20 protein-coding genes are annotated in these 21,406 nt (G+C 68.2%); 12 read left to right on the forward strand and 8 right to left on the reverse strand.

Annotation, left to right across the window (positions count from 1 at the left end):
- Positions 1 to 74: 74 nt before the first annotated feature.
- Positions 75 to 2,750, forward strand: coding sequence for a calcium-binding protein (locus ACAZ03_RS00005; protein ID WP_373355282.1), 2,676 nt, complete (start codon positions 75 to 77; stop codon positions 2,748 to 2,750).
- Positions 2,751 to 2,753: 3 nt separating this feature from the next.
- On the opposite strand, the gene ACAZ03_RS00010 is transcribed toward ACAZ03_RS00005, so the two are convergent.
- Positions 2,754 to 3,410: an ABC transporter ATP-binding protein gene (locus tag ACAZ03_RS00010; protein ID WP_373355283.1), complete on the reverse strand. Its 657-nt coding sequence runs from the start codon at positions 3,408 to 3,410 to the stop codon at positions 2,754 to 2,756.
- 13 nt (positions 3,411 to 3,423) lie between these two features.
- On the reverse strand, positions 3,424 to 5,001 hold the full coding sequence (locus tag ACAZ03_RS00015) for a capsule biosynthesis protein (protein ID WP_373355284.1): 1,578 nt from the start codon (positions 4,999 to 5,001) through the stop codon (positions 3,424 to 3,426).
- Between the two features lie 238 nt (positions 5,002 to 5,239).
- Here ACAZ03_RS00015 and ACAZ03_RS00020 point away from each other — a divergent pair, with 238 nt between their 5' ends.
- Positions 5,240 to 6,175 (forward strand): glycosyltransferase, encoded by a 936-nt coding sequence (locus tag ACAZ03_RS00020; RefSeq protein WP_373355285.1) that lies wholly within the window; start codon positions 5,240 to 5,242, stop codon positions 6,173 to 6,175.
- Here ACAZ03_RS00020 and ACAZ03_RS00025 read toward each other — a convergent pair.
- On the reverse strand, positions 6,172 to 6,822 hold the full coding sequence (locus ACAZ03_RS00025) for an outer membrane protein (protein ID WP_373355286.1): 651 nt from the start codon (positions 6,820 to 6,822) through the stop codon (positions 6,172 to 6,174). The genes ACAZ03_RS00020 and ACAZ03_RS00025 overlap by 4 nt on opposite strands.
- 282 nt (positions 6,823 to 7,104) lie before the next feature.
- Here ACAZ03_RS00025 and petA point away from each other — a divergent pair, with 282 nt between their 5' ends.
- The 4 genes from petA (at position 7,105) to ACAZ03_RS00045 (ending at position 10,532) form a co-directional block, all read left to right on the forward strand.
- Positions 7,105 to 7,668: a ubiquinol-cytochrome c reductase iron-sulfur subunit gene (petA, locus tag ACAZ03_RS00030; RefSeq protein ID WP_373355287.1), complete on the forward strand. Its 564-nt coding sequence runs from the start codon at positions 7,105 to 7,107 to the stop codon at positions 7,666 to 7,668.
- Between the two features lie 12 nt (positions 7,669 to 7,680).
- Positions 7,681 to 9,027 (forward strand): cytochrome bc complex cytochrome b subunit, encoded by a 1,347-nt coding sequence (locus tag ACAZ03_RS00035; RefSeq protein WP_373355288.1) that lies wholly within the window; start codon positions 7,681 to 7,683, stop codon positions 9,025 to 9,027.
- A 14-nt stretch (positions 9,028 to 9,041) separates the two neighbouring features.
- Positions 9,042 to 9,905 carry a cytochrome c1 gene (locus tag ACAZ03_RS00040; RefSeq protein ID WP_373355289.1) on the forward strand — a complete coding sequence of 288 codons (864 nt, stop codon included), beginning with the start codon at positions 9,042 to 9,044 and terminating at the stop codon, positions 9,903 to 9,905.
- Between the two features lie 210 nt (positions 9,906 to 10,115).
- Positions 10,116 to 10,532, forward strand: coding sequence for a hypothetical protein (locus ACAZ03_RS00045; protein ID WP_373355290.1), 417 nt, complete (start codon positions 10,116 to 10,118; stop codon positions 10,530 to 10,532).
- Positions 10,533 to 10,590: 58 nt separating this feature from the next.
- Here ACAZ03_RS00045 and ACAZ03_RS00050 read toward each other — a convergent pair whose 3' ends face one another.
- The 3 genes from ACAZ03_RS00050 to ACAZ03_RS00060 form a co-directional block, all read right to left on the reverse strand.
- Positions 10,591 to 11,037, reverse strand: coding sequence for a DUF1810 domain-containing protein (locus ACAZ03_RS00050; RefSeq protein WP_373357102.1), 447 nt, complete (start codon positions 11,035 to 11,037; stop codon positions 10,591 to 10,593).
- Complete coding sequence (locus ACAZ03_RS00055; RefSeq protein WP_373355291.1) at positions 11,012 to 11,335, reverse strand: hypothetical protein; 324 nt, start codon at positions 11,333 to 11,335, stop codon at positions 11,012 to 11,014. The genes ACAZ03_RS00050 and ACAZ03_RS00055 overlap by 26 nt, the downstream gene beginning before the upstream one ends.
- Before the next feature lie 68 nt (positions 11,336 to 11,403).
- Positions 11,404 to 12,624 (reverse strand): argininosuccinate synthase, encoded by a 1,221-nt coding sequence (locus ACAZ03_RS00060; RefSeq protein WP_373355292.1) that lies wholly within the window; start codon positions 12,622 to 12,624, stop codon positions 11,404 to 11,406.
- A gap of 233 nt (positions 12,625 to 12,857) precedes the next feature.
- Here ACAZ03_RS00060 and pnp point away from each other — a divergent pair, with 233 nt between their 5' ends.
- Positions 12,858 to 14,993, forward strand: coding sequence for a polyribonucleotide nucleotidyltransferase (pnp, locus tag ACAZ03_RS00065; RefSeq protein ID WP_373355293.1), 2,136 nt, complete (start codon positions 12,858 to 12,860; stop codon positions 14,991 to 14,993).
- Between the two features lie 280 nt (positions 14,994 to 15,273).
- Here pnp and ahcY read toward each other — a convergent pair whose 3' ends face one another.
- Entirely contained in the window at positions 15,274 to 16,662 is a 1,389-nt protein-coding gene (gene ahcY / locus ACAZ03_RS00070; RefSeq protein WP_373355294.1) for an adenosylhomocysteinase, read from the reverse strand.
- A 113-nt stretch (positions 16,663 to 16,775) separates the two neighbouring features.
- Here ahcY and ACAZ03_RS00075 point away from each other — a divergent pair, with 113 nt between their 5' ends.
- The 3 genes from ACAZ03_RS00075 (at position 16,776) to ACAZ03_RS00085 (ending at position 19,407) form a co-directional block, all read left to right on the forward strand.
- Positions 16,776 to 17,543: an HAD-IIB family hydrolase gene (locus ACAZ03_RS00075; RefSeq protein ID WP_373355295.1), complete on the forward strand. Its 768-nt coding sequence runs from the start codon at positions 16,776 to 16,778 to the stop codon at positions 17,541 to 17,543.
- Positions 17,544 to 17,552: 9 nt separating this feature from the next.
- Positions 17,553 to 18,770, forward strand: a complete 1,218-nt coding sequence (locus ACAZ03_RS00080; protein ID WP_373355296.1) for a glycosyl transferase — start codon at positions 17,553 to 17,555, stop codon at positions 18,768 to 18,770.
- Between the two features lie 73 nt (positions 18,771 to 18,843).
- A complete protein-coding gene (locus tag ACAZ03_RS00085) occupies positions 18,844 to 19,407 on the forward strand; it encodes an HD domain-containing protein (RefSeq protein ID WP_373357103.1) in 564 nt (187 codons plus the stop codon).
- A 1-nt stretch (position 19,408) separates the two neighbouring features.
- Here the strand turns inward: ACAZ03_RS00085 and ACAZ03_RS00090 are convergent, their stop codons facing one another.
- Complete coding sequence (locus ACAZ03_RS00090) at positions 19,409 to 19,555, reverse strand: hypothetical protein (protein WP_373355297.1); 147 nt, start codon at positions 19,553 to 19,555, stop codon at positions 19,409 to 19,411.
- Positions 19,556 to 19,652: 97 nt separating this feature from the next.
- Between ACAZ03_RS00090 and ACAZ03_RS00095 the strand changes: the two genes are divergently transcribed.
- Together ACAZ03_RS00095 and ACAZ03_RS00100 are read left to right on the forward strand one after the other, a co-directional pair.
- Positions 19,653 to 20,519: a LysR family transcriptional regulator gene (locus tag ACAZ03_RS00095; protein WP_373355298.1), complete on the forward strand. Its 867-nt coding sequence runs from the start codon at positions 19,653 to 19,655 to the stop codon at positions 20,517 to 20,519.
- A gap of 67 nt (positions 20,520 to 20,586) precedes the next feature.
- Positions 20,587 to 21,084 carry an N-acetyltransferase family protein gene (locus ACAZ03_RS00100; RefSeq protein WP_373355299.1) on the forward strand — a complete coding sequence of 166 codons (498 nt, stop codon included), beginning with the start codon at positions 20,587 to 20,589 and terminating at the stop codon, positions 21,082 to 21,084.
- Positions 21,085 to 21,406 lie beyond the last annotated feature (322 nt).

A 21,406-nucleotide genomic window follows, 5' to 3' on the forward strand; every position in this document is an offset into this window, starting at 1 on the left:
CGACGCTGGAGGCGATCGAGATCGGCGGGCGGGTCTATCTCGCCGCCGCCGGCGGCGATCACGGCATCACGCTGATGGAGCTGCTGCCCGAGGGGCGGCTCGTCACGCTGGCGGTGCTGGAGGATCAGCTCAACACCGGGCTCTTCACGGTCACCGACATCGCGCTCGCCGAGGCGGCGGATGGCGGGCTCGACATCCTCGTCTCCTCCGGGTCCGAACCCGGGATCACCTGGCTCCATGCCGATCTGCCGACCGGCGGGCAGGTGCAGATGGGCGGCGCTGGCGGCGGCGCCTTCAGCGGCACGGGACGGGCCGACATGCTGAGCGGCGCCACCGGCAGCGACCGGATCTACGGCGGCGGCGGCGACGACATCCTCTATGACGGCGCCGGCACCGACACGCTCGAAGGCGGGGCCGGGCGCGACATCTTCTTCCTCGAGGCGGATGAGGAGATCGACACGATCCGCGATTTCCAGCGCGGCACCGACCGGCTCGACCTGTCGTCCTGGACGTTCCTGCGGAGCGCGGCGCAGCTCACCATCCTCGAACGGAGCTGGGGGACGGAGCTGCGCTACGGCAACGAGGTGCTGCGCATCCTCACCGCCGATGGCGGCACGCTGACCAAAGCCGAGATCACCGCCATGGAGCTCATCGGCCTCGAGCGGCTGATGCCGGGCTGGACGCCGGAGCTGGTGCCGCCGAAGACGGTCATCGGCGGGGCGGGCGATGACGACCTCAGCGGCGACATCTCGGGCGACACCATCGACGGCGGCGCCGGCAACGACGTGCTGCACGGGGTCGACGGCAACGACACGATGTACGGCGGCATCGGCAACGACACGCTCTACGGCGAGGCCGACAGCGACATCATGGACGGCGGCGAGGGCGACGACCTGCTCGACGGCGGCGACGGCCACGACATCGCCAACGGCCAGGCGGGCGACGACCGCATCGACGGCGGCGACGGAGACGACCAGCTCACCGGCGGGGCCGGGGCGGATTCGATCTCCGGCGGCGCGGGCGACGATGTGATCGACGGCGGCATCGGGGATGACCTCCTCCTCGGCGATGACGGCAACGACAGGATCGGCGCCGGCGACGGGGCCGACACGCTCTATGGCGGCGCCGGCGACGATGTGCTGCGCGGCGGTGCCGGCGATGACCTGATCGCCGGCGGCAGCGGCAACGATGCGCTCGATGGCGAGGCGGGGGATGACCGGCTCGACGGCGCGGCGGGGGACGACAGCCTTGCCGGGGGCGACGGCACGGATTCGCTGACCGGCGGCGAGGGCAGTGACCTCCTCTCCGGCGATGCCGGCCGCGACGTGCTCGCGGGGGAGGACGGCAACGACACGCTCTACGGCGGCACCGATGCCGACGAGCTGTCGGGTGGCGCGGGGGACGATCTTCTCGACGGCGGCACCGGCGACGACGTGCTACGCGGCCAGCAGGGCAGCGACGTCCTCGCCGGCGGGGCGGGGAACGACACGCTCTGGGGCGGCGGCGGTGGCGACGTGCTGACCGGCGCCGACGGCACCGACATCCTGCATGGCGAGGACGGCCACGATTCGCTCGCCGGTGGCGCGGGCGACGACCAGCTCACCGGCGGCGAGGGCAACGACAGTCTGACGGGCGATGCGGGCCGGGACACGCTCGACGGCGGCAATGGCGACGACCGGCTGCATGGCGGCGACGGCGACGACTGGATCCTCGGCGGCGATCACCACGACATCCTCGATGGCGGCGACGGCAACGACATGCTCCGCGGTCAGGCCGGGCAGGACAGGCTCTTCGGCCAGGACGGCGACGACCGGCTCTTCGGCGGCGGTGCCGCCGACCTGCTCGACGGCGGCGACGGGACGGACCTGCTGCGCGGCGAAAGCGGCAACGACACGCTCTACGGCGGGGCCAATGCCGACTCGCTCTGGGGCGGCGGCGACAACGACCTGATCGAGGGCGGCAGCGGCGCCGACATCCTCTACGGGGCCGGCGGGCGCGACCGGCTCGATGGCGGCAGCCAGGACGACCGTCTCTATGGCGGCGCCGGCGCGGATTCGCTGACCGGCAAGCAGGGCAGCGACCAGCTCTACGGCGGCGACGGGCGCGACGTGATGTCGGGCCACGAGGGCAATGACCGGCTCTGGGGCGGCCGCCACGACGACCGCCTGCTCGGCGGCTTCGGCAAGGACAGGCTCTATGGCGAGGATGGCAACGACCGGCTGGAGGCGGGCGACAACCCCGACACCGTCTGGGGCGGCAGCGGCAACGATCTGGTGATCGGCAACCGCGGCAGCGACAAGCTCTACGGCGGCACCGGCGCCGACCGGCTGCAGGGCGGCGACAGCAAGGACCAGCTCTGGGGCGAGGCAGGCAAGGACAGGCTCGACGGCGGCCAGGGCAGCGACAGGCTCTTCGGCGGCACCGGCGCCGATGTTCTTAAGGGCAGTGGCGGCAACGACCTCCTGCGCGGCGGCGCCGGCAATGACGAGCTCTTCGGCGGCTCGGGCGCCGATGCCTTCGTGTTCGAGGCGGGCCGCGACTGGGTGCGCGACTTCGAGGCGGGGCGGGACAGGATCGAGATCGACAAGGCGCTCCTCGGCGGCAAGGCGCTGAGCGGGCAGGCGATCCTCGACAGCTACGGCCGGCGCGGCGGCGGCGACACGATCCTCGATTTCGGCCATGGCCATGTGCTGACCATCGACGATGTCACCGACTGGGCCCTTCTGACCGGCGCGCTCGAGGCGGGCTGAGGCCTAGTGCCGCGAGTTCCAGGCGTGGCGCTCGATGGCCTCGTCGACGTCGTCGTAGTAGGTGAGCTGCCCCTTCTCGAGCACCATGCCGGCCGTGCACATCTCGCGCACGGAGCCGAGCGAGTGGGTCACGTAGATGGCGCCGCAATCCTTGAGCCGGTTCTGGAAGACCGCCTCGCTCTTGCGCTTGAAGGCCGCGTCGCCCACCGCGGTGATCTCGTCGAGCAGATAGGTGTCGAACTTCAGCCCCATCGAGATCCCGAAGGACAGGCGCGAGCGCATCCCCGAGGAATAGCTGCGGATCGGCAGGTAGAAATGCGAGCCGAGCTCGGCGAAGTCGCGGACGTATTCCATCAGCGACTCGGTATCGACGCCGTAGATCCGCGCCACGAACCTCGTGTTCTGCGCGCCCGACATGTCGGGGTGAAACGAGCCGGCATAGCCCACGGGGAAGGAGATCGTCCCGTCGGAGAGGATCTCGCCCTTCGTGGGGTGAGTCGTGCCGGCGATCATCCGCAGGAGCGTCGACTTGCCGGCGCCGTTCCGCCCCAGAAGCGCGATGGAGGTCTTCGACGGCAAGAGCAGCGTCACGTCGTTGACGACGCGCTTCACCGTGCCCTGAAGCCGGTAGGTCTTGGTGAGGTTCCGAAAGAGGATCATCGCCGCCGCCGGCTCAGCGCCGGTCCTTGAAGGAATAGAAGGCGAGGACGAAGATCGCCCAGAGCAGGAAGGCAAAGAAGCCGATCAACGCCAGGATGGTGAAACGCTGCGGATATTCCGCCCGCTCGGCCAGCGTCGGGCGCACATGGGTGGCGAGATAGCGGCTCTGCCGCTGCGATTCCGCCACCGCGCCGTCATAGGCCGCCCGCGCCGCCGTGTAGCTCTGCTCGGCGAAATGCAGGTCGACCGCCAGCCCTTCGTACTCGCCGACGAGATCGGCGAAGAGGTCGGAATTCTCGTCGCCGGTGGCGCCACCGATGCCGAGCTTGGCGCGCTCCTCGGCGATCCGAAGCTGGATCACGTCGATCCGCCGCTGCGCCTGCTCGAGGCGCGGGTCGGTCTCGCCCGCCGTCTGGCGGAGGAGGTCGACCTCGATCAGCGTATTGGCAAGCTGCGACTGCAGCTCGGAAAGAATGCCCATCTGGCTCTGGATCGAGGCCGCCGGATCGACGAGCTGATGCTCGTTGCGGAAGCGGGTCAGCGCCTCGCGGGCCTCGCGCAGGCGCTCCTGCGTCAGGTCGAGCTCCTCGCGGGCATAGCGTGTCGCGTCCTGCTGGGCGTCATAGGCCAGCCGGTTGATCATCAGCGAGCTCTCGGAGACGATCGTGCGGGCGATGAGCTGCGCATCCTCGGGCGAGAAGGCCTGCGCTTCGATGTTGAGAAGGCCGGTGGAGCTGTCCTTGTAGACATCGACCATGCGGCCCCAGTAATCGACAAGATCCTCGATCGTGCCGGGGGCATGATAGACATAGATCGGGTCGCGCTCGATATCGGCATCCGACCAGATGCTGCGCAGGTCGATCAGCTCGTCGATGCGGGCGACCATCTCCTGGCTCTGCAGATACTGGTGCAGGATGTCGACATCGGAGGAGGAGCCGCCGCCGAGTTCGGCCACGCCGCCGAGAAGCTCGATGGCCGACGAGACCTCCTGCGTGCGGATCGACAGGCCGGCGACCGAAGAATAGCGGTCGATGGCGCGATCCCAGAGATACCAGGCGGTGGCGCCGATCGGCACCGCCACCATGTAGAGAAAGGCGAAGGCGACGATCCAGTGGCGGTGGCGCAGCTTGCTGCGCTCCGGGTCGGGCTTGATGACCGGCTTGCCGCCGGGGAGCTGCGCCTCGCGTTCGGCCTTGCGCTCCGCCTGGCGGGCCCGCTGCTCGGCGAGCCGCTGGCGCTGGATCTCTTCCTTCCGCTTGCGGATGAGCTCGGCATTGCCGGGGTCGCGCTTCGGGGCCGGCTCCGACTCGGGTTCCGCCGGGGCGGAGGCGGACGGAGCGACGGCGCGGCCGCGGGGCGCCCCGGTCGCCTTGCCGGGCTGGCCCTGGGCGACATGGGTCACGTTTGCGCTACGAGGGCGCGCGGCGGGGGCCGGCGCCTCGGCGGCGCGGGTGTCGGGCTGCGCCTCGGACGGGGCGTCGGTCTGAGCTTCGGCGGCAGGTTCCGCGCCCGTCTCGGCGCCACTCTTGAGGGAGGTCTCTGCCGCCACCTTGCCCGCGCCGCGACTGCGTGCCGACTTGCGATCAGCCAATGAAAGAACGGCCTTGTCTTCGGCTGTGTCCTCGGGCCGGGTCTCCGCTGCGGGAGACTCTGTCGCGGCGTCGCCGGTGCTGCGCTTGGCGCGCCGGCTGCGGGCATTGGGGTTTTGGGACAAACGGGCCTCTGCTCGCCGGTTGAATATTGTCGCCCCTTCCTACATAGAAACGGGCGCACTGACCAGAGTGCCGCATGGGGCGGCGGAGGCTCGGTGCCAGCGCCCCCGGGGACGAATGGCCGCGCCGCATATCCATATCCTGCTCTGCACGCATAACGGCGGCGACCACCTGGCCGATCAACTGGAATCCTATGCGGCCCAGGCTCATGCCGACTGGTCGCTCTGGGTGTCGGACGATGCCTCGACCGACGGGACGCGCGACACCATCGCCCGCTTCGCCGCGCGGCATCCCGGCCGGCAGGTGACGGTGTTCGACGGCCCGGCGCTCGGCCCGGCGGCGAACTATTTCTCCCTTCTGGCGCGGCCCGAGATCCCCGATGGCTGGGTCGCCTTCTCGGATCAGGACGACGTCTGGCTGCCCCACAAGCTCGCCCATGGCCTCGCTGTCATGGAAGAGCGCGGGGTGGAGGTCTACGCGAGCCGCACCATCCTGACAGACGCGAATCTGACCAGGATCGGCCCCTCGGTGGTGCATCGCCGCGGGCCGAGCTTTCCCAATGCGCTGGTGCAGAACATCCTCGCCGGCAACACCCTGATCCTGACGCCGGAGGCCTTCGCGCGGCTCCGGGCGATGACCGCCGCCGCACTTCGTGAAGGGATCACGCCGCCGCATCACGATTGGTGGATCTACCTCGCGATGAGCGGCGCCGGCATGGGCATCGTCAACGACCTGCGGCCGGGGCTCCTTTACCGCCAACATGCCAGCAACGCGCTCGGCGCCCATCGCGGCCTCCGCGCCGGGACGGCGCGGCTGGCGCTCTTGCGGGATCGTCACTACGCCGGCTGGCTGGCGACGAACCTCTCGGGCCTCGCGGCCGCCTCGATGTACATGACGCCGCCCAACCGGGCACTGGCGGAGGCCTTCGGCACGGTGCGGCAGGCCAGCGGCGGTGCCGCGCGGCTGATGACGATGCGCAAGCTCGGGATCACGCGGCAGAGCTGGCGGGGCGATCTCGTGCTCGCCGGCCTCGCGCTGACGGGCCGGATCTAGAAGCTGAAGCTTAGCCCGAAGTTGAGCGCGCCGGTGGTCACATCGGTCTCGAGCGTGCCGCCGGTGGTGAGCTCGGCGCTGTTCTGCGACCAGGTGCCCTTGTATTCGCCGAAGACGTCGATCCGGTCGGTGACCGGCAGGCTGGCGCCGGCGATCCAGGTCGCGGCGGGGCCGGTCACCTGATACTCAAAGGTCTCGCTGGCGCCGTCGGTGAGCTCGACATGCGGCATGGCGAGCCCGACACCGCCGCCGACATAGGGCGTCACGGCGCCCAGCATCCCGTCCCACCGGTAATAGGCGTTGACCGTCAGGATGTTGAGGCCGTCGGAGAATTCCAGCCGCTCGTAGCCGGTGGCGGCGAGCGTGGCCGCATCGGCATAGACCTTGGCGTGGTTCACATCGAGCCCGAAGCCGAAGCCGCCCTCGCCCCACCAGGTGGCGCGAGCGCCCCAGTAATAGGGCAGATCGAACGAGCGCCCCTCCCAGGTGGAGGTGAAATCCCGATCCGCCAGCAGCGAATCGCCGCGGAGCGTCACGTCGGACGGCGCCGCTTCCTGCACGCCGCCATAGAAGCTCAGCGACAGCTCCGCCCAGGCGGAGACGGGCGCGAGCGCACCGCAAAGCCCCACCGCAGTGGCAGCGATCATGGAAGTCTGGCGAAAGCGCATGGCGCCCTCCGATAAGCCGCCCCTCGAGGCCGGGACACTAGGGGCGAGGCAGGCCGACCACAAGGATGCGCCGACAACCTTTCGGAAATGTTAACCAAACGGACGCAGCCTCGCACCACCTGCGGGCTCTCTTTGCGGCCGGGCATTGCGCGCTGGACGCCCCATTGCATCACGGCTAAGAAGCCCACAAAAATCGGGCGGAAATCCGCCGCGGGACAAGTGCGCCGGGCCTCCGGGCCCCCGACATAGGAGAAAAACCTCGTGTCACAAGCAGAGACCACCCCAGAGGGCACGCGCCGCGACTTCATCTACTATGCGACCGCGGGCATGGCGACGGTGATGACCGGCGCCGCCGTCTGGCCGCTGGTGAACCAGATGAACCCCTCGGCCGACGTTCAGGCGCTCGCCTCGATCCGCGTCGACATCTCGGGCGTGCAGCCCGGCACGCAGCTCACCGTGCTGTGGCAGGGCAAGCCGGTGTTCATCCGCTCGCGCACCGAGGCCGAGATCGAGGCCGCCCGCGCCGTCGAGCTCTCCGAGCTGGTCGACACCAGCGCCGAGAATGCCAACCTTCCCGAGGGCTCGCCCGCCACCGACGAGAACCGCGCGCTCAGCGAGGACGGCACCTGGCTGGTGCAGATGGGTGTCTGCACCCACCTCGGCTGCGTGCCGCTCGGCGAGCAGGGTGACTTCGGCGGCTGGTTCTGCCCCTGCCACGGCTCGCATTACGATACGGCCGGCCGCATCCGCAAAGGCCCGGCGCCGCGCAACCTGCCCGTCCCCGTCGCCGCCTTCGTCGACGAATCCACGCTGCAGCTCGGTTAAGGAGAACCCTCGATGGCTGGTATTCCCCACGACCATTACGAGCCGAAGACCGGCTTCGAGAAATGGCTGCACACCCGTCTTCCCGTCGTCAGCGTGCTCTATGACACCCTGATGATCCCGACGCCGAAGAACCTCAACTGGTGGTGGATCTGGGGCATCGTCCTCGTCTTCGCACTGGTGCTGCAGATCGCCACCGGCGTCGTCCTGGTGATGCACTACACGCCGCAGGTCGACATGGCCTTCCAGAGCGTCGAGCACATCATGCGTGACGTGAACGGCGGGCACATGCTGCGCTACTTCCATGCCAACGGCGCGTCGCTCTTCTTCTTCGCCGTCTATGCCCACATCTTCCGCGGCCTGTTCTACGGCTCCTACAAGAGCCCGCGCGAGGTGACCTGGATCATCGGGATGCTCATCTACCTGCTGATGATGGCCACCGGCTTCATGGGCTACGTGCTACCCTGGGGGCAGATGTCCTTCCACGGCACCGCCGTCATCACCGGGCTCTTCGGCGCCATCCCCTTCATCGGGGAAAGCGTGCAGACCTGGCTCCTCGGCGCCTCCGCCGTCGGCCAGCCGGCGCTCAACCGCTTCTTCTCGCTGCATTACCTGCTGCCCTTCATCATCGCCGGGCTGGTGATCGTCCATGTCTGGGCGTTCCACTCCACCGGCAACAACAACCCCACCGGGGTCGAGGTGCGGCGCGGCTCCAAGGAAGAGGCGGCCAAGGACACGCTGCCCTTCTGGCCCTATTTCGTGATCAAGGATCTCTTCGCGCTCGCGGTGATCCTTGTCGTCTTCATGGCCATCGTGGGCTTCATGCCGAACTACCTCGGCCACCCCGACAACTACATCCCGGCCAACCCGCTGGCGACGCCGAGCCACATCGTCCCCGAATGGTACTTCCTGCCGTTCTATGCGATCCTGCGCGCCTTCACCGGCGACGTCTGGGTGGTGATGTTCGCCAACTGGATCTCCTTCGGCATCATCGACGCGAAGTTCTTCGGCGTCCTCGCCATGTTCGGCGCCATCCTGGTGATGGCGCTCGTGCCCTGGCTCGACACGTCGAACACCCGCTCGGGCCGCTACCGGCCGATGTTCAAGTGGTGGTATCGCCTGCTGGTCGTCGACTTCATCGTGCTGATGTGGGTCGGCTCCCAGGCGGCCGAGCCGCCCTATTCGACCATCTCGCTGATCGGCGCGACCTACTGGTTCGCCTATTTCCTGGTGATCCTGCCGCTCCTCGGCGTCTTCGAGAAGCCGCTGACTCCGCCGGACACGATCGAGGACGACTTCCGCGATCACTACGGCGATGCCGAAACGCCGCCGCCCTATGCCGCCAAGTCGCCGGCCGAGTGAGAAAGGACGAACACATGCTCAAATCTCTCGCTCTGACGGTCGCCCTGGCGCTGGGGCTGCCCATGGCAGCCGCCGCCCAGCACGCCGAGGCGCATGTCGAGAACTACTCGTTCCCCTATGAGGGGCCCTTCGGGACGTTCGACCAGAACCAGCTCCAGCGCGGCCTGCAGATCTACACCGAGGTCTGCGCCGCCTGTCACGGGCTCGAATATGTCTCGTACCGCACGCTGGCGGAGGAGGGCGGCCCCGCCCTCCCTGAGGACCAGATGCGCGCCTATGCGGCCCAGTTCGAGGTCTTCGACGAGTCGCTCGCCGATGGCGAGGGCGACTATCGCACCGCGACGCCGGCCGATTACTTCGGCCAGTCCGCGCTCGGCAACGCGCCGGACCTCAGCCTGATGGCCAAGGCCCGCGCCGGCTTCCACGGCCCCTACGGGACCGGGCTCAGCCAGCTCTTCAACGGCATGGGCGGCGGTGAATACATCGCCTCGATCCTGACCGGCTACCACGAGGCGCCCGAATGCGCCCCCGAGGATTTCGACGGCTACTACAACGTCGCCTTCGCCGCCGGCGGCTATCCCGACAGCTGCAAGGACGAGGACGGTCACCACACCGTCCCCGGCTCCTGGATCGGCATGCCCCCGCCCCTTCTGGGCGAGGATGTCACCTTCGCCGACGACCATTCCAACGAGCTGCACCACGAGGCGGTCGATGTGGCGGCCTTCCTGATGTGGACGGCGGAGCCCCACATGGCCGCGCGCAAGCAGGTCGGCCTCGCCGGGGTCATCGGCCTGACGCTGCTGGCCGTGCTGCTTTACCTCACCAACAAGCGCCTCTGGGCGCCGCACAAACCGAAAGGCCGCAAGGAAGAGGCCTGAGCCTCTCCCTCACCCCGGCAAAAACAGGCGGGCGCCCCCAGCGGGCGCCCGTTTTGCATTGGGGCGCAGGCCCCTGGCCGACCTGCTGACGCCCGCGTGAGCAATCGTGAGGGCCCGCGTGAACATCATCTCCGCTCTCCTGCGTGTCTACGAGCAAGTTCGGCCATGAGGGCCGTGCCGCAAAGACGTTAACGAGAGAGGATTTCACCCATGAAAACCCGCTATCTTGCCAGTGCCGCCGCCGCCTCCCTGCTCCTCGGCTCCGCCGCCGTCGCCCAGGACATGACCCCCTCCGTCACCGCGATGGATCAGGACGTCTCCAACGGCGTCGTCAGCGCCGAGAGCATCACCGCCGAAGAGAACGGCTGGCTGGTCGTGCACCGCACCGACGCCGACATGGCCCCCGGCCCGGTCGTCGGCCACGCGCCGATCCGCGCCGGCACCACCTCCGACGTGGCCGCCATCCTGACGGAAGAGGTCGCCTCCGGTGACATGCTGATGCTCATGGTCCACAGCGAGGCCGGCGGCATGCAGACTGGCATCTTCGAATACACGCTCGGCGCCACCGAAGACGGCCCGATCCGCGTGAACGAGGACCTGGTGATGTCGGTCATCACCGCCGAGTGACATCGGCCCGGCTTCGGCCCGTGCGCCCGCCTCCCCCCGGGGAGGCGGGCGTTTCGCGTCACGGGGCGGGGAGCCTCTGCAAAGTGAGCGGATCCGGCTCGCGGGAATAGAGCGCCGCCAGAACCTTTGAGAAGACCGGCGGCGCGCCCGGGACCGCCGCGAAGAGCGTCATGGACGAGCGGAGCTTCAGCGCGTCCACCGGCCCCATCAGCCGCTCCGCATCGCGCTCGCCGGAGGCCAGCACCAGCTCCGCCGCCTCCACCAGCCGCGCGCCCAGCACCGGATGCGCCAGATAGGCCGCCGCCTCGTCCAGCCCCGCCAGCGCATAGGCGCGGGCGGTGTCCGACCGGCCTAGCCCGGCGATCTGGGGAAAGATCCACCACATCCAGTGGCTGCGCTTCCGCCCGGCGCGGAGCTCTGCCTGCACCTGCGGCCAGACCGGCTCCTGCGCCGCGAGAAAGCGCCCGGCGTCGATGGCGTCAGCCCGTGCGCTCGCAGGCGAAATCGCCGTTCGTCATCGAGCTTGCGGTAACGTTGGCGAGCTGCACCTGATTCCCGTTGGCGAGGGAGAGCGTATAGGACTCGCCCGGCCCGGCACTCACGGCGGCGATGCCGCTGTTGACGTTGCCCAGGGTGTAGGTCGTGGCCGAGATGCGGGTGTTGAAACCCTGGCAGTTCCACGCCCCCACGAAGGGATAGCTCGCGGGGGCGGCCGCAGTCGCCTCCGCCGGCGCGGTGGCGGGAATGGTCTCGTCGCAGGCGGCGAGCAGCGGAAGGAGCAGCAGAAGGGAAAGGGCGCGCATGGAATCCATCCTTGATAATCCCGGCCAGCCTAGGCCGGGATTGCCGTCAAGGAAAGCGCCTCGCGCGGTCAGCCCCGGCGGTTGCGCGTCGCCAGCAGCTTCAGCCGCAGCGCGTTCAGCCGGATGAAGCCCTCGGCATCCTTCTGGTCATAGGCGCCGGCGTCGTCCTCGAAGGTCACATGCGCCTCGGAATAGAGCGAGTGGTCCGACCAGCGGGCCACGGTGCGGGCCGAGCCCTTGTAGAGCTTCACGCGGACGGTCCCGGTGACGAACTCCTGGCTCTTGTCGATGGCGGCCTGCAGCATCTCGCGCTCGGGGGAGAACCAGAAGCCGTTGTAGATCAGCTCCGCATAGCGGGGCATCAGGCTGTCCTTGAGATGGCCGGAGCCCGAATCGAGCGTGATCTGCTCGATCCCCCGATGCGCCTCGAGAAGGATCGTGCCGCCGGGGGTCTCGTAGACGCCGCGGGACTTCATGCCGACGAAGCGGTTCTCGACGAGGTCGAGAATGCCGACGCCATGCTTGCCGCCGAGCTCGTTGAGCTTGGTCAGGATCGTGGCCGGCGACATCGCCTCGCCGTTGATCGCGACGGCATCGCCCTTCTCGAAGGTGATCTCCACCATCTCGGGCTCGTCCGGCGCCTCTTCCGGGCGGGTGATCCGCTGGAGCACGTAATCCGGCGCCTCCACGCCCGGATCCTCCAGCACGCGGCCCTCGGAGGAGGTGTGCAGGAGGTTCGCATCGACCGAGAACGGCGCCTCGCCGCGCTTGTTCTTGGCGATGGGGATCTGGTGCGCCTCGGCGAACTCGATGAGCTTCGTGCGGCTTTGCAGGTCCCATTCGCGCCAGGGCGCGATCACCCGGATCTCGGGGTTGAGCGCATAGGCGGAGAGCTCGAAGCGCACCTGGTCGTTGCCCTTGCCGGTGGCGCCATGGGCCACGGCATCGGCGCCTGTCATCGCGGCGATCTCTACCAGCCGCTTCGAGATCAGTGGCCGGGCGATGGACGTGCCGAGAAGGTAGAGCCCCTCGTAGAGCGCATTGGCGCGGAACATCGGGAAGACGAAGTCGCGCACGAATTCCTCGCGCACGTCCTCGATGTAGATGTTCTCGGGCTTGATCCCCAAGAGCTCCGCTTTCTGTCGCGCCGGCTCGAGCTCTTCCCCCTGGCCGAGATCGGCGGTGAAGGTCACCACCTCGCAGCCATACTCCGTCTGGAGCCACTTGAGGATGATCGAGGTATCGAGCCCGCCGGAATAGGCGAGCACCACTTTCTTGGGCGCGGACATGAGGCCTCCATTGACGTATCGCCAGCGGCGTAAGGGGTTTTGGGGGGCTGGGCAAGCCGGCGCCGGCCCTGCCCCCTTCCCAGGAGGGCATATCTCCTGTATGCGCCCGCCATCTGAGACGTGACGCTAGGGCCCCGGCGCATGGAACGATGAGAGGGGCCGGCGGCAATGGGGCCGCCATATGAACGGGAGACGCGGGAACGCCCGCGAGTGCTCCCTTACAGGATACGCAGATGTTCAACACCGTTACCAAATCCATCCAGTGGGGCGACGAAACGCTCACGCTGGAAACCGGCAAGGTCGCCCGCCAGGCCGACGGCTCGGTCATCGCCACGCTGGGCGAGACCTCCGTCATGGCCAACGTGACCTTCGCCAAATCGCCGAAGCCGGGGCAGGACTTCTTCCCGCTCACGGTCCACTACCAGGAAAAATACTATGCGGCCGGCAAGATCCCGGGCGGCTTCTTCAAGCGCGAGGCGCGGCCGACCGAGAAGGAAACGCTGACCGCCCGGCTCATCGACCGGCCGATCCGGCCGCTCTTCGCCAAGGGCTTCAAGCATGAAGTGCTCGTCATGTGCACCGTGCTCAGCCACGACCTCGTCAACGACCCCGACGTCGTCGCCATGATCGCCGCCTCGGCGGCTCTGACGATCTCCGGTGTGCCCTTCATGGGCCCGATCGCCGGCTGCCGCGTCGGCTTCGCCAATGGCGAATATGTCCTCAACCCGACGGTTGACGACATGCAGGGCCTGCGCAACGACCCCGAGCAGCGGCTCGACCTCGTCGTCGCCGGCACCGCCGACGCCGTGATGATGGTCGAATCGGAAGCCTACGAGCTGACGGAAGCCGAGATGCTCGGCGCCGTGACCTTCGCTCACAAGCAGATCCAGCCGGTCATCGACTGCATCATCGACCTCGCGGAAATCGCCGCGAAGGAGCCCTTCGACTTCCAGTCGCCGGATTATTCCGAGCTCCTTGGCGTCGTGAAGGGCCTCGGCGAGGCGGACATGCGCGCCGCCTATGCGATCACCGACAAGCAGGAGCGGGTCGCCGCCGTCTCCGCCGCCAAGGCGAAGATCAAGGAAGGCCTCACCGAGGAGCAGCTCGAGGATCCGAACCTCGATTCCGCCCTCAAGACGCTGGAATCCGGCGTGCTCCGCGGCGATGTCGTGAAGAACGGCCGCCGCATCGACGGCCGCGCGCTCGATCAGGTCCGCCCGATCGTCTGCGAGACGGGGCTCCTGCCCCGGACCCATGGCTCGGCGCTCTTCACGCGCGGCGAGACCCAAGGGCTCGTGGTGACGACGCTCGGCACGGGCGACGATGAGCAGTTCATCGACGCGCTGCACGGCAACTTCAAATCCAACTTCCTGCTGCACTACAACTTCCCGCCCTATTCGGTCGGCGAGGTTGGCCGTGTGGGCAGCCCCGGGCGCCGCGAGATCGGCCACGGCAAGCTGGCCTGGCGGGCGCTTCAGGCGGTGCTGCCGGCGGCGACCGACTTCCCCTACACGATCCGGCTGGTCTCGGAGATCACCGAGTCGAACGGCTCCTCCTCGATGGCTTCCGTCTGCGGCGGCTCGCTGTCGATGATGGATGCCGGCGTGCCGCTCAAGGCCGCCGTCGCCGGTGTGGCGATGGGCCTGGTGCTGGAGGAAGACGGCTCCTACGGGATCCTGACCGACATCCTCGGCGACGAGGATCACCTCGGTGACATGGACTTCAAGGTCGCGGGCACCGAGAACGGCATCACCTCGCTGCAGATGGACATCAAGGTCGCCGGCATCACGCCGGAGATCATGGAAAAGGCCCTCGCCCAGGCGAAGGCCGGCCGGATGCACATCCTCGGCGAGATGGCCAAGGCGCTGAACACGGTGAATGAATTCTCCGTCCACGCGCCGCGCATCGAGACGATGCAGATCCCGACCGACAAGATCCGCGAAGTGATCGGCTCGGGCGGCAAGGTGATCCGCGAGATCGTCGAGGTCTCGGGCGCCAAGGTCGACGTCAACGACGACGGCGTCATCAAGATCGCCTCGCCCGATGGCGAAGCCATCCAAAAGGCCTACGACATGATCTATTCGATCGTGGCGGAGCCGGAAGAGGGCAAGGTCTACAAGGGCAAGGTCGTGAAGATCGTCGATTTCGGCGCCTTCGTGAACTTCTTCGGCAAGCGCGACGGGCTCGTCCACGTCAGCCAGATCGAGAACCGCCGGCTGAACCACCCCTCCGACGTCCTCAAGGAGGGCCAGGAGGTCTGGGTCAAGCTGCTCGGCTTCGACGATCGCGGCAAGGTGCGCCTGTCGATGAAGGTCGTCGACCAGGAGACGGGCGAGGAATCCAAGGCGGAAGAGCCCGCCGAGGAGTGATCCTCACCGCTTGAGACAAGGAACCGCCCGGGAGTGCTACTCCCGGGCGGTTTTTCTTTGGCTGGAGACTGGGGTGGGGGCCAGCGGAACCCATATGGCTTCCGCCTCCAATTTTCATGTGGAAATCGGTGCCCGGCCCTGAGGTTGGCGTAGGGTGGGTTCCAACCCACCGCCCCCCCTTAACCGCGCCCAACCTCGCCGCGCGGGGTGAGCGCCAGCCCGCGGGACGGGCCGGCGCTCGCCCTGCGCCGTGCCGGCGCGTACCGGGCGGGGGCTCAACTCAGTAGCGGTAATGCTCCGGCTTGAACGGCCCTTCGACCGTCACGCCGATGTAATCCGCCTGCTCGGGGCTCAGCTCGCTCAGCTTCACGCCGATCCGGTCGAGATGGAGCCGCGCCACCTTCTCGTCCAGATGCTTCGGCAGGATGTAGACGCCGGGCTTGTACTCGTCGCCCTTCGTCCAGAGCTCGATCTGCGCCAGCGTCTGGTTGGTGAAGCTCGCCGACATGACGAAGCTCGGATGCCCCGTGGCATTGCCGAGGTTCAAGAGCCGCCCTTCGGACAGAAGGATGATCCGGTTGCCGGACGGCATCGAGATCATGTCCACCTGTTCCTTGATGTTCGTCCACTTGTGGTTGCGCAGGTTGGCAACCTGGATCTCGTTGTCGAAGTGGCCGATGTTGCCGACGATCGCCATGTCCTTCATCTCGCGCATGTGCTCGATGCGGATGACGTCCTTGTTGCCGGTGGTGGTGATGAAGATGTCGGCGCTGTCCACCACATCCTCCAGCCGGACGACCTCGAAGCCGTCCATGGCGGCCTGCAGGGCGCAGATCGGGTCGATCTCGGTGACCTTCACGCGCGCGCCGGCGCCGGCCAGCGAGGCGGCAGAGCCCTTGCCCACGTCGCCATAGCCGCAGACCACGGCGACCTTGCCGGCCATCATCACGTCGGTGGCGCGGCGGATGCCGTCGACCAGGCTCTCGCGGCAGCCGTACTTGTTGTCGAATTTCGACTTGGTGACGGAGTCGTTGACGTTGATCGCCGGGAAGGGCAGCTGGCCCTTCTTCTGCAGGTCATAGAGCCGGTGGACGCCCGTGGTCGTCTCTTCCGAGACGCCGACGATCTGGTCGCGCACCTTGGTGAACCAGCCGGGCGATTGCTTCATGCGCTTGGCGATCTGCGCCTTGATGACCGCCTCTTCCTCGGAGGAGGGCACGGGGATGATCTCTTCTCCCGCCTCGGCGCGGGCGCCGAGCAGCACGTAGAGCGTCGCATCCCCGCCGTCGTCGAGGATCATGTTCGGCCCGTCTTCGAACTGGAAGGAGCGGTCGAGGTAATCCCAATGCTCCTCGAGGCTCTGCCCCTTCACGGCGAAGACAGGCACGCCGGCGGCGGCGATGGCGGCGGCGGCGTGATCCTGCGTCGAGAAGATGTTGCACGACGCCCAGCGCACATCGGCGCCGAGGGCGACCAGCGTCTCGATCAGCACGGCCGTCTGGATGGTCATGTGCAGCGAGCCGACGATCCGCGCACCCTTGAGCGGCTGCGCCTGCCCGTATTCCTCACGCGTCGCCATGAGACCGGGCATCTCCGTCTCGGCGATGTCGAGCTCCTTGCGACCGTATTCGGCGAGGGCAATGTCACGGATGATGTAATCTTCGGCCATTCTGCACGCTCCTGAGACGAAATTTCGCTTGGCTCATATCAAGAGCCGACTTCGTTAGGAAGGCGTGACCGGGAGCTGTTCCGCAGCGCAGCGAAGCGGGCTAGGCTGGCCGCATGGCCCGACTTGCCTTCTTCACCGATCTCGACGGAACGCTGCTCGATCACGAGAGCTACGACTGGTCCCCCGCCGCCGGGGCGCTGGCGCGGCTGAAAGCCGCCGGCCTGCCGCTCGTCCTTGCCACGTCGAAGACGGCGGCGGAAGTGGCTCCGCTCCGGGAGGCGCTCGGTTTCGCCCATTGCCCCGCCGTGGTGGAAAACGGCGCCGGCATCCTGCCCGCCGGGGCCGAGACGGTGGACGGCGCGGATCACGCGCGCCTGGTGGAGGCGCTTGAAGCGGCGCCCGGCCGCGAGAATTTCCGCAATTTCCATGCGATGAGTCTTGGCGAGCTGGCCGAGGCCACCGGCCTGCCTGAGGAAGGCGCCGCCCGCGCCCGCCAGAGGCAATTCTCCGAACCCGGGCTCTGGGAGGGGCCTGAGGAGGGCCGCGAGCCCTTCCTCGCCGCGCTCGCCGCCAGCGGCGTCAGCGCCCGCGCCGGGGGACGGTTCCTCACCCTGTCGTTCGGGCGCACCAAGGCTCAGGCGATGGCGGAGCTCGCCCCGGATCTCGGCGACACCATCGTCGCGCTCGGCGACGCGCCCAACGATGCCGAGATGCTGGAGGCCGCCGACATCGGCATCATCATCGCCAACCCCGCCCATCCGCCCCTGCCGCTCCTCGCCGGCGAGGGCGCGGGGCGGATCACCCGCTCCTCCCTCGCGGGGCCGGACGGCTGGGCGGACGAGGTGTCGCGCATTCTCGATCTCCACGAGATCCCAGACTAGGAGCCGCCCTTGGCCGATTTCCACCAGAACGGCAACGTCGCCACGTTGCACAACCTCTCCACCCGCCGGGTGGAGGAGATGAGCCACGAGATCAGCACCATGTCGCGCGACCGGCCGGTGACGCTGATCCTGCCGTGCCTCTTCTCGGAGCTCGAAAGCCCGGCCATCGGCAATATCGTGAACGAGCTCAACGAGCTGCCCTGGATCGGCCGGGTGATCATCGGGCTCGACCGGGCGGATACGGCCCAGTACCGCGAGGCGGCGGATTTCTTTTCGCGCCTCCGCCACAACCACGTGGTGATCTGGAACGACAGCCCCGCCCAGCTCGCCATCGGCGACCGGCTGAAGGAGCTGGGGCTCTACCCCTCCGAACCCGGCAAGGGAAAGAACGTCTGGACCTGCCTGGGCTACAACATGGCCTTCCGCGACAGCGCCGTGGTGGCGATCCACGATTGCGATATCGTCACCTATCACCGCGACATGCTCACGCGGCTGGTCTATCCGGTGCTCAACCCCAACCTGCCCTATCAGATGTCGAAAGGCTTCTATCCCCGCATCGGCGAGGGCAAGATGAACGGCCGCGTCACGCGGCTCTTGGTCTCGCCGCTGCTGATCGCGCTGAAGAAGGTGGTGGGCGACCGGGACTACATCGATTTCCTGCGCGGCTTCCGCTACCCGCTCTCCGGCGAGATGGCGATGCGCTCGGTGATGCTGCCCGACCTGCGCATCCCCTCCGACTGGGGGCTGGAGATCGGCATCCTCTCGGAGGCCTGGCGCAACCTCGCGCCGAAGAGCGTCTGCCAGGTCGAGATCGCCGACAATTACGACCACAAGCACCAGGACCTCAGCGAGGCCGACGCCAACACCGGGCTCTCCCGGATGTCCACCGACATCTGCAAGGCGCTCTTCCGCAAGCTGGCGGCCGACGGCACGGTCTTCACGCCCAACATCTTCCGCTCGCTGAAGGCGACCTATTACCGGACGGCGCTGGACCTCCTCGAGCACTACGACGCGGATGCGACCATGAACGGGTTGGCGCTCGACCGCCACAAGGAGGAGCGCGCCATCGAGCTCTTCGCAGAGAACCTGATGCGCGCCGGTCAGATCTTCCTCGAAAATCCGTTCGAATCGCCGTTCATTCCGGCGTGGAACCGGGTGCATTCCGCCGACCCCGGGCTGATGGAGGACATGCTGAGAGCGCTCGAAGAAGACAGGGCGGTGCTGTGAGCCCGCGGTCGTCGCGCGACATCCGCAAGCCGCGCCGGAGCCGCCCGTGACCCAGCCCCGCGCCTGGCAGCGCATGCTCTCCGGCCGGCGGCTCGACCTCCTCGACCCGGCGCCGCTCGACATCGAGATCGAGGACATCGCCCATGGCCTCTCCTTTGTCGCCCGCTGGAACGGCCAGACACACGGCGACTGGCCCTATTCGGTCGCCGAGCATTCGCTTCTGGTGGAGGACATCTTCACCCGGCTCTATCCGAAGGAGCCGGTGCGCTGGCGGCTCGCGGCGCTTCTTCACGATGCGCCGGAATACGTCATCGGTGACATGATCTCGCCGGTGAAATCCGCCGTCGGCCCGGCCTATGGCGAGCTCGACGCGCGGCTGACGGCGGCGGTGCATCTGCGCTTCGGCCTGCCGGCGCTGCTGCCGCAGGAGGTGAAGCGCAAGATCAAGCGGGCCGACAAGGTCTCCGCCTGGCTGGAAGCCACGCGCATCGCCGGCTTCACGGAAAGGGAGGCGACGCGCTTCTTCGGCCGCCTCCCCTCTTCGGTGGATCAGGGTCTGTCCATCGTCCTGCGGCCTCCGCTGGAGGCCCGGGCCGATTACATCGCCCGCCATGCGGCGCTGCTGGCCGCATGCTGACCTACCAGCGCCGCTCCCAGTAGCGCTCGTCGCGCTCGCGGATCTGCTGCTGACGGCGCAGCTCGCGCTCGGCGCGCTCGCGCTGATGGGAGGTATCCCGGCCGCGGCCGAGGGCGGTAAGCAGGCTCTCGCCAAGAATTGTAAGCATCTCTGTCTCCTTTGCTGTCGTCTTGTCCTGAAGATAGGCGCTCTTGCCCCGGTGGAGCGAATCAATAGGATTGCCGATGTGTAAGGAGGGCTAACAGATGGATTGGCGCGCCATGCCACCGCTCGCCGCGCTGCGCGCCTTCGAGGCCGCCGCCCGCACCCGCGGCTTCACCGCCGCCGCCCGCGAGCTGAACGTCACCCACGCGGCCATCGCCCAACAGGTGCGCAGCCTCGAAACCACGCTCGGCCTGCCGCTCGCCCGGCGCGAGGGGCGCGGCATCGCGCTGACGGAGGAGGGCGCCGCCCTCGCCGCGGCGCTGACCAAGGGCTTCGAGCGGATCGAGGGCGCGATCCTCGAGCTGAAGGCCCGCGACGCCGAGGGGCCCCTGCGCGTCTCGCTGACGCCCCGCTTCGCCACCCAATGGCTGCTGCCGCGGCTGGCGCAGTTCTGGAAGGAGCATCCGGAGATCCCCGTCTCGATGTCGCCGAGCCAGGACCTCGTCGACCTGACCCGCGACCGCTTCGACATCGCCATCCGCTTCGGCGCCGGAAGCTGGCCGGGGGTGGAGACGGAGCTCCTCGTCCCCGCCCATTTCACCATCGTCGCCTCGCCGAAGATGGGGCTGAAAGGGCCGATGAGCATCGAGGAGCTCATGCGGCAACCCTGGATCGTCGAGGACGACTGGCCCGAGCAGTTCGCCTATTTCAAGCGCCACGGCTTCGACATCGGCCAGGTCAAGGCCACCCACATGCCGACGGAGGAGCTCGCCGGCGCCGCCGTGCAGAACGGCATCGGCATCGGCGCCGCCTTCATGGGGCTGGTGCAGGACGATCTGGACAGCGGCCGGCTGGTGACGCTCTACCAGACGGAGGAGACGAGCCTCGGCTACTGGCTCTGCCTGCGCCCCGGGCCGATGCGAGATGACTTGCGCACCTTTCTGCGCTGGCTAAGGTCGGTAGCCTGACCGCCGCAGCCTGAGCCCCGACGTTTCCGCAAGCCCCCGAACTCCCCGAAAAGCCCCCGTTAGCCCCATGCCTGTCACGACCCGCCCCGCCACCTCCGGCGATGCCGAGCCGCTCGCCGCCCTGATCAACCGGATCATCGCCCGCGGCGGCACCACCGCGCATCAGACCCCGTTCGATGCGGCCCGCATGGCCCGCCATTACGTCGCGCCGGAGCGGAACATCTCCTGCACGGTCGCGGAAGAGGCGGGGGCGATCCTCGGCTTCCAGTCCCTCGTCTGGCCCTCGGACGACGGCGACCCCTTCCCCGAGGGCTGGGCGATCATCGCCAGCTTCGTGGCCGAGGGTCATGCCGGCAAGGGCATCGGGCGGAAGCTCTTCGAGGCGACCTGCAAGGCCGCCCGCGCCGAGGGCGTGGCGGTGATCGACGCGACCATCCGCGCCGACAATGCCGAAGGGCTCGGCTATTACGCGGCCATGGGCTTCGAGGATTACGACATCCTCCCGGGCGTGCCGCTCCGCGACGGCACGCATGTCGACAGGATCCGCAAGCGGTTCGACCTCTGAGGGAGGCGTCGGGGGTGCCCCCGGCCGTAGAGTGGTTTTCCAACCCACCGCCGGCGCAACGCTCGTTCCTTTTCCCCGCCCGGGGCGCGGGCTGGCGCTCTGGCTGGGTCCGGGCGCAGCCCGAGAGCGAGGGGGTTGGTTGCACCATAAAGTGCGCCGACAAACCGTCGGGGCGCCACCCCCCGGGCCGGCGCTCGACCTGCGCAGCACCGGTGCACCCCGTTGAGAGGGGGCGGTGGGTTACAAACCCACCCTACGCCGGGGGCAATCCCCCTGCCCCGCAACGTCGTTCCCGCGGGCGTCTTGCCCCTGTCGCGTAAAT

The sequence above is a fragment of the Pseudoroseicyclus sp. CXY001 genome, from assembly GCF_041714655.1.
Classification (GTDB): Bacteria; Pseudomonadota; Alphaproteobacteria; order Rhodobacterales; family Rhodobacteraceae; genus Pseudoroseicyclus_A.

Bases quoted from the DNA above. Each gene is read 5' to 3' on its own strand.
- ACAZ03_RS00020 (WP_373355285.1), top strand. From the start codon at position 5,240: ATGGCCGCGCCGCATATCCATATCCTGCTCTGCACGCATAACGGCGGC.
- ACAZ03_RS00025 (WP_373355286.1), bottom strand. From the start codon at position 6,822: ATGATCGCTGCCACTGCGGTGGGGCTTTGCGGTGCGCTCGCGCCCGTC.
- ACAZ03_RS00045 (WP_373355290.1), top strand. From the start codon at position 10,116: ATGAAAACCCGCTATCTTGCCAGTGCCGCCGCCGCCTCCCTGCTCCTC.
- ACAZ03_RS00010 (WP_373355283.1), bottom strand. From the start codon at position 3,410: ATGATCCTCTTTCGGAACCTCACCAAGACCTACCGGCTTCAGGGCACG.
- ACAZ03_RS00075 (WP_373355295.1), top strand. From the start codon at position 16,776: ATGGCCCGACTTGCCTTCTTCACCGATCTCGACGGAACGCTGCTCGAT.
- ACAZ03_RS00055 (WP_373355291.1), bottom strand. From the start codon at position 11,335: ATGCGCGCCCTTTCCCTTCTGCTGCTCCTTCCGCTGCTCGCCGCCTGC.
- ACAZ03_RS00085 (WP_373357103.1), top strand. From the start codon at position 18,844: ATGCTCTCCGGCCGGCGGCTCGACCTCCTCGACCCGGCGCCGCTCGAC.
- ahcY (WP_373355294.1), bottom strand. From the start codon at position 16,662: ATGGCCGAAGATTACATCATCCGTGACATTGCCCTCGCCGAATACGGT.
- pnp (WP_373355293.1), top strand. From the start codon at position 12,858: ATGTTCAACACCGTTACCAAATCCATCCAGTGGGGCGACGAAACGCTC.
- ACAZ03_RS00100 (WP_373355299.1), top strand. From the start codon at position 20,587: ATGCCTGTCACGACCCGCCCCGCCACCTCCGGCGATGCCGAGCCGCTC.
- ACAZ03_RS00035 (WP_373355288.1), top strand. From the start codon at position 7,681: ATGGCTGGTATTCCCCACGACCATTACGAGCCGAAGACCGGCTTCGAG.
- ACAZ03_RS00090 (WP_373355297.1), bottom strand. From the start codon at position 19,555: ATGCTTACAATTCTTGGCGAGAGCCTGCTTACCGCCCTCGGCCGCGGC.
- ACAZ03_RS00060 (WP_373355292.1), bottom strand. From the start codon at position 12,624: ATGTCCGCGCCCAAGAAAGTGGTGCTCGCCTATTCCGGCGGGCTCGAT.
- ACAZ03_RS00040 (WP_373355289.1), top strand. From the start codon at position 9,042: ATGCTCAAATCTCTCGCTCTGACGGTCGCCCTGGCGCTGGGGCTGCCC.
- ACAZ03_RS00095 (WP_373355298.1), top strand. From the start codon at position 19,653: ATGGATTGGCGCGCCATGCCACCGCTCGCCGCGCTGCGCGCCTTCGAG.
- ACAZ03_RS00005 (WP_373355282.1), top strand. From the start codon at position 75: ATGGAGCTGCTGCCCGAGGGGCGGCTCGTCACGCTGGCGGTGCTGGAG.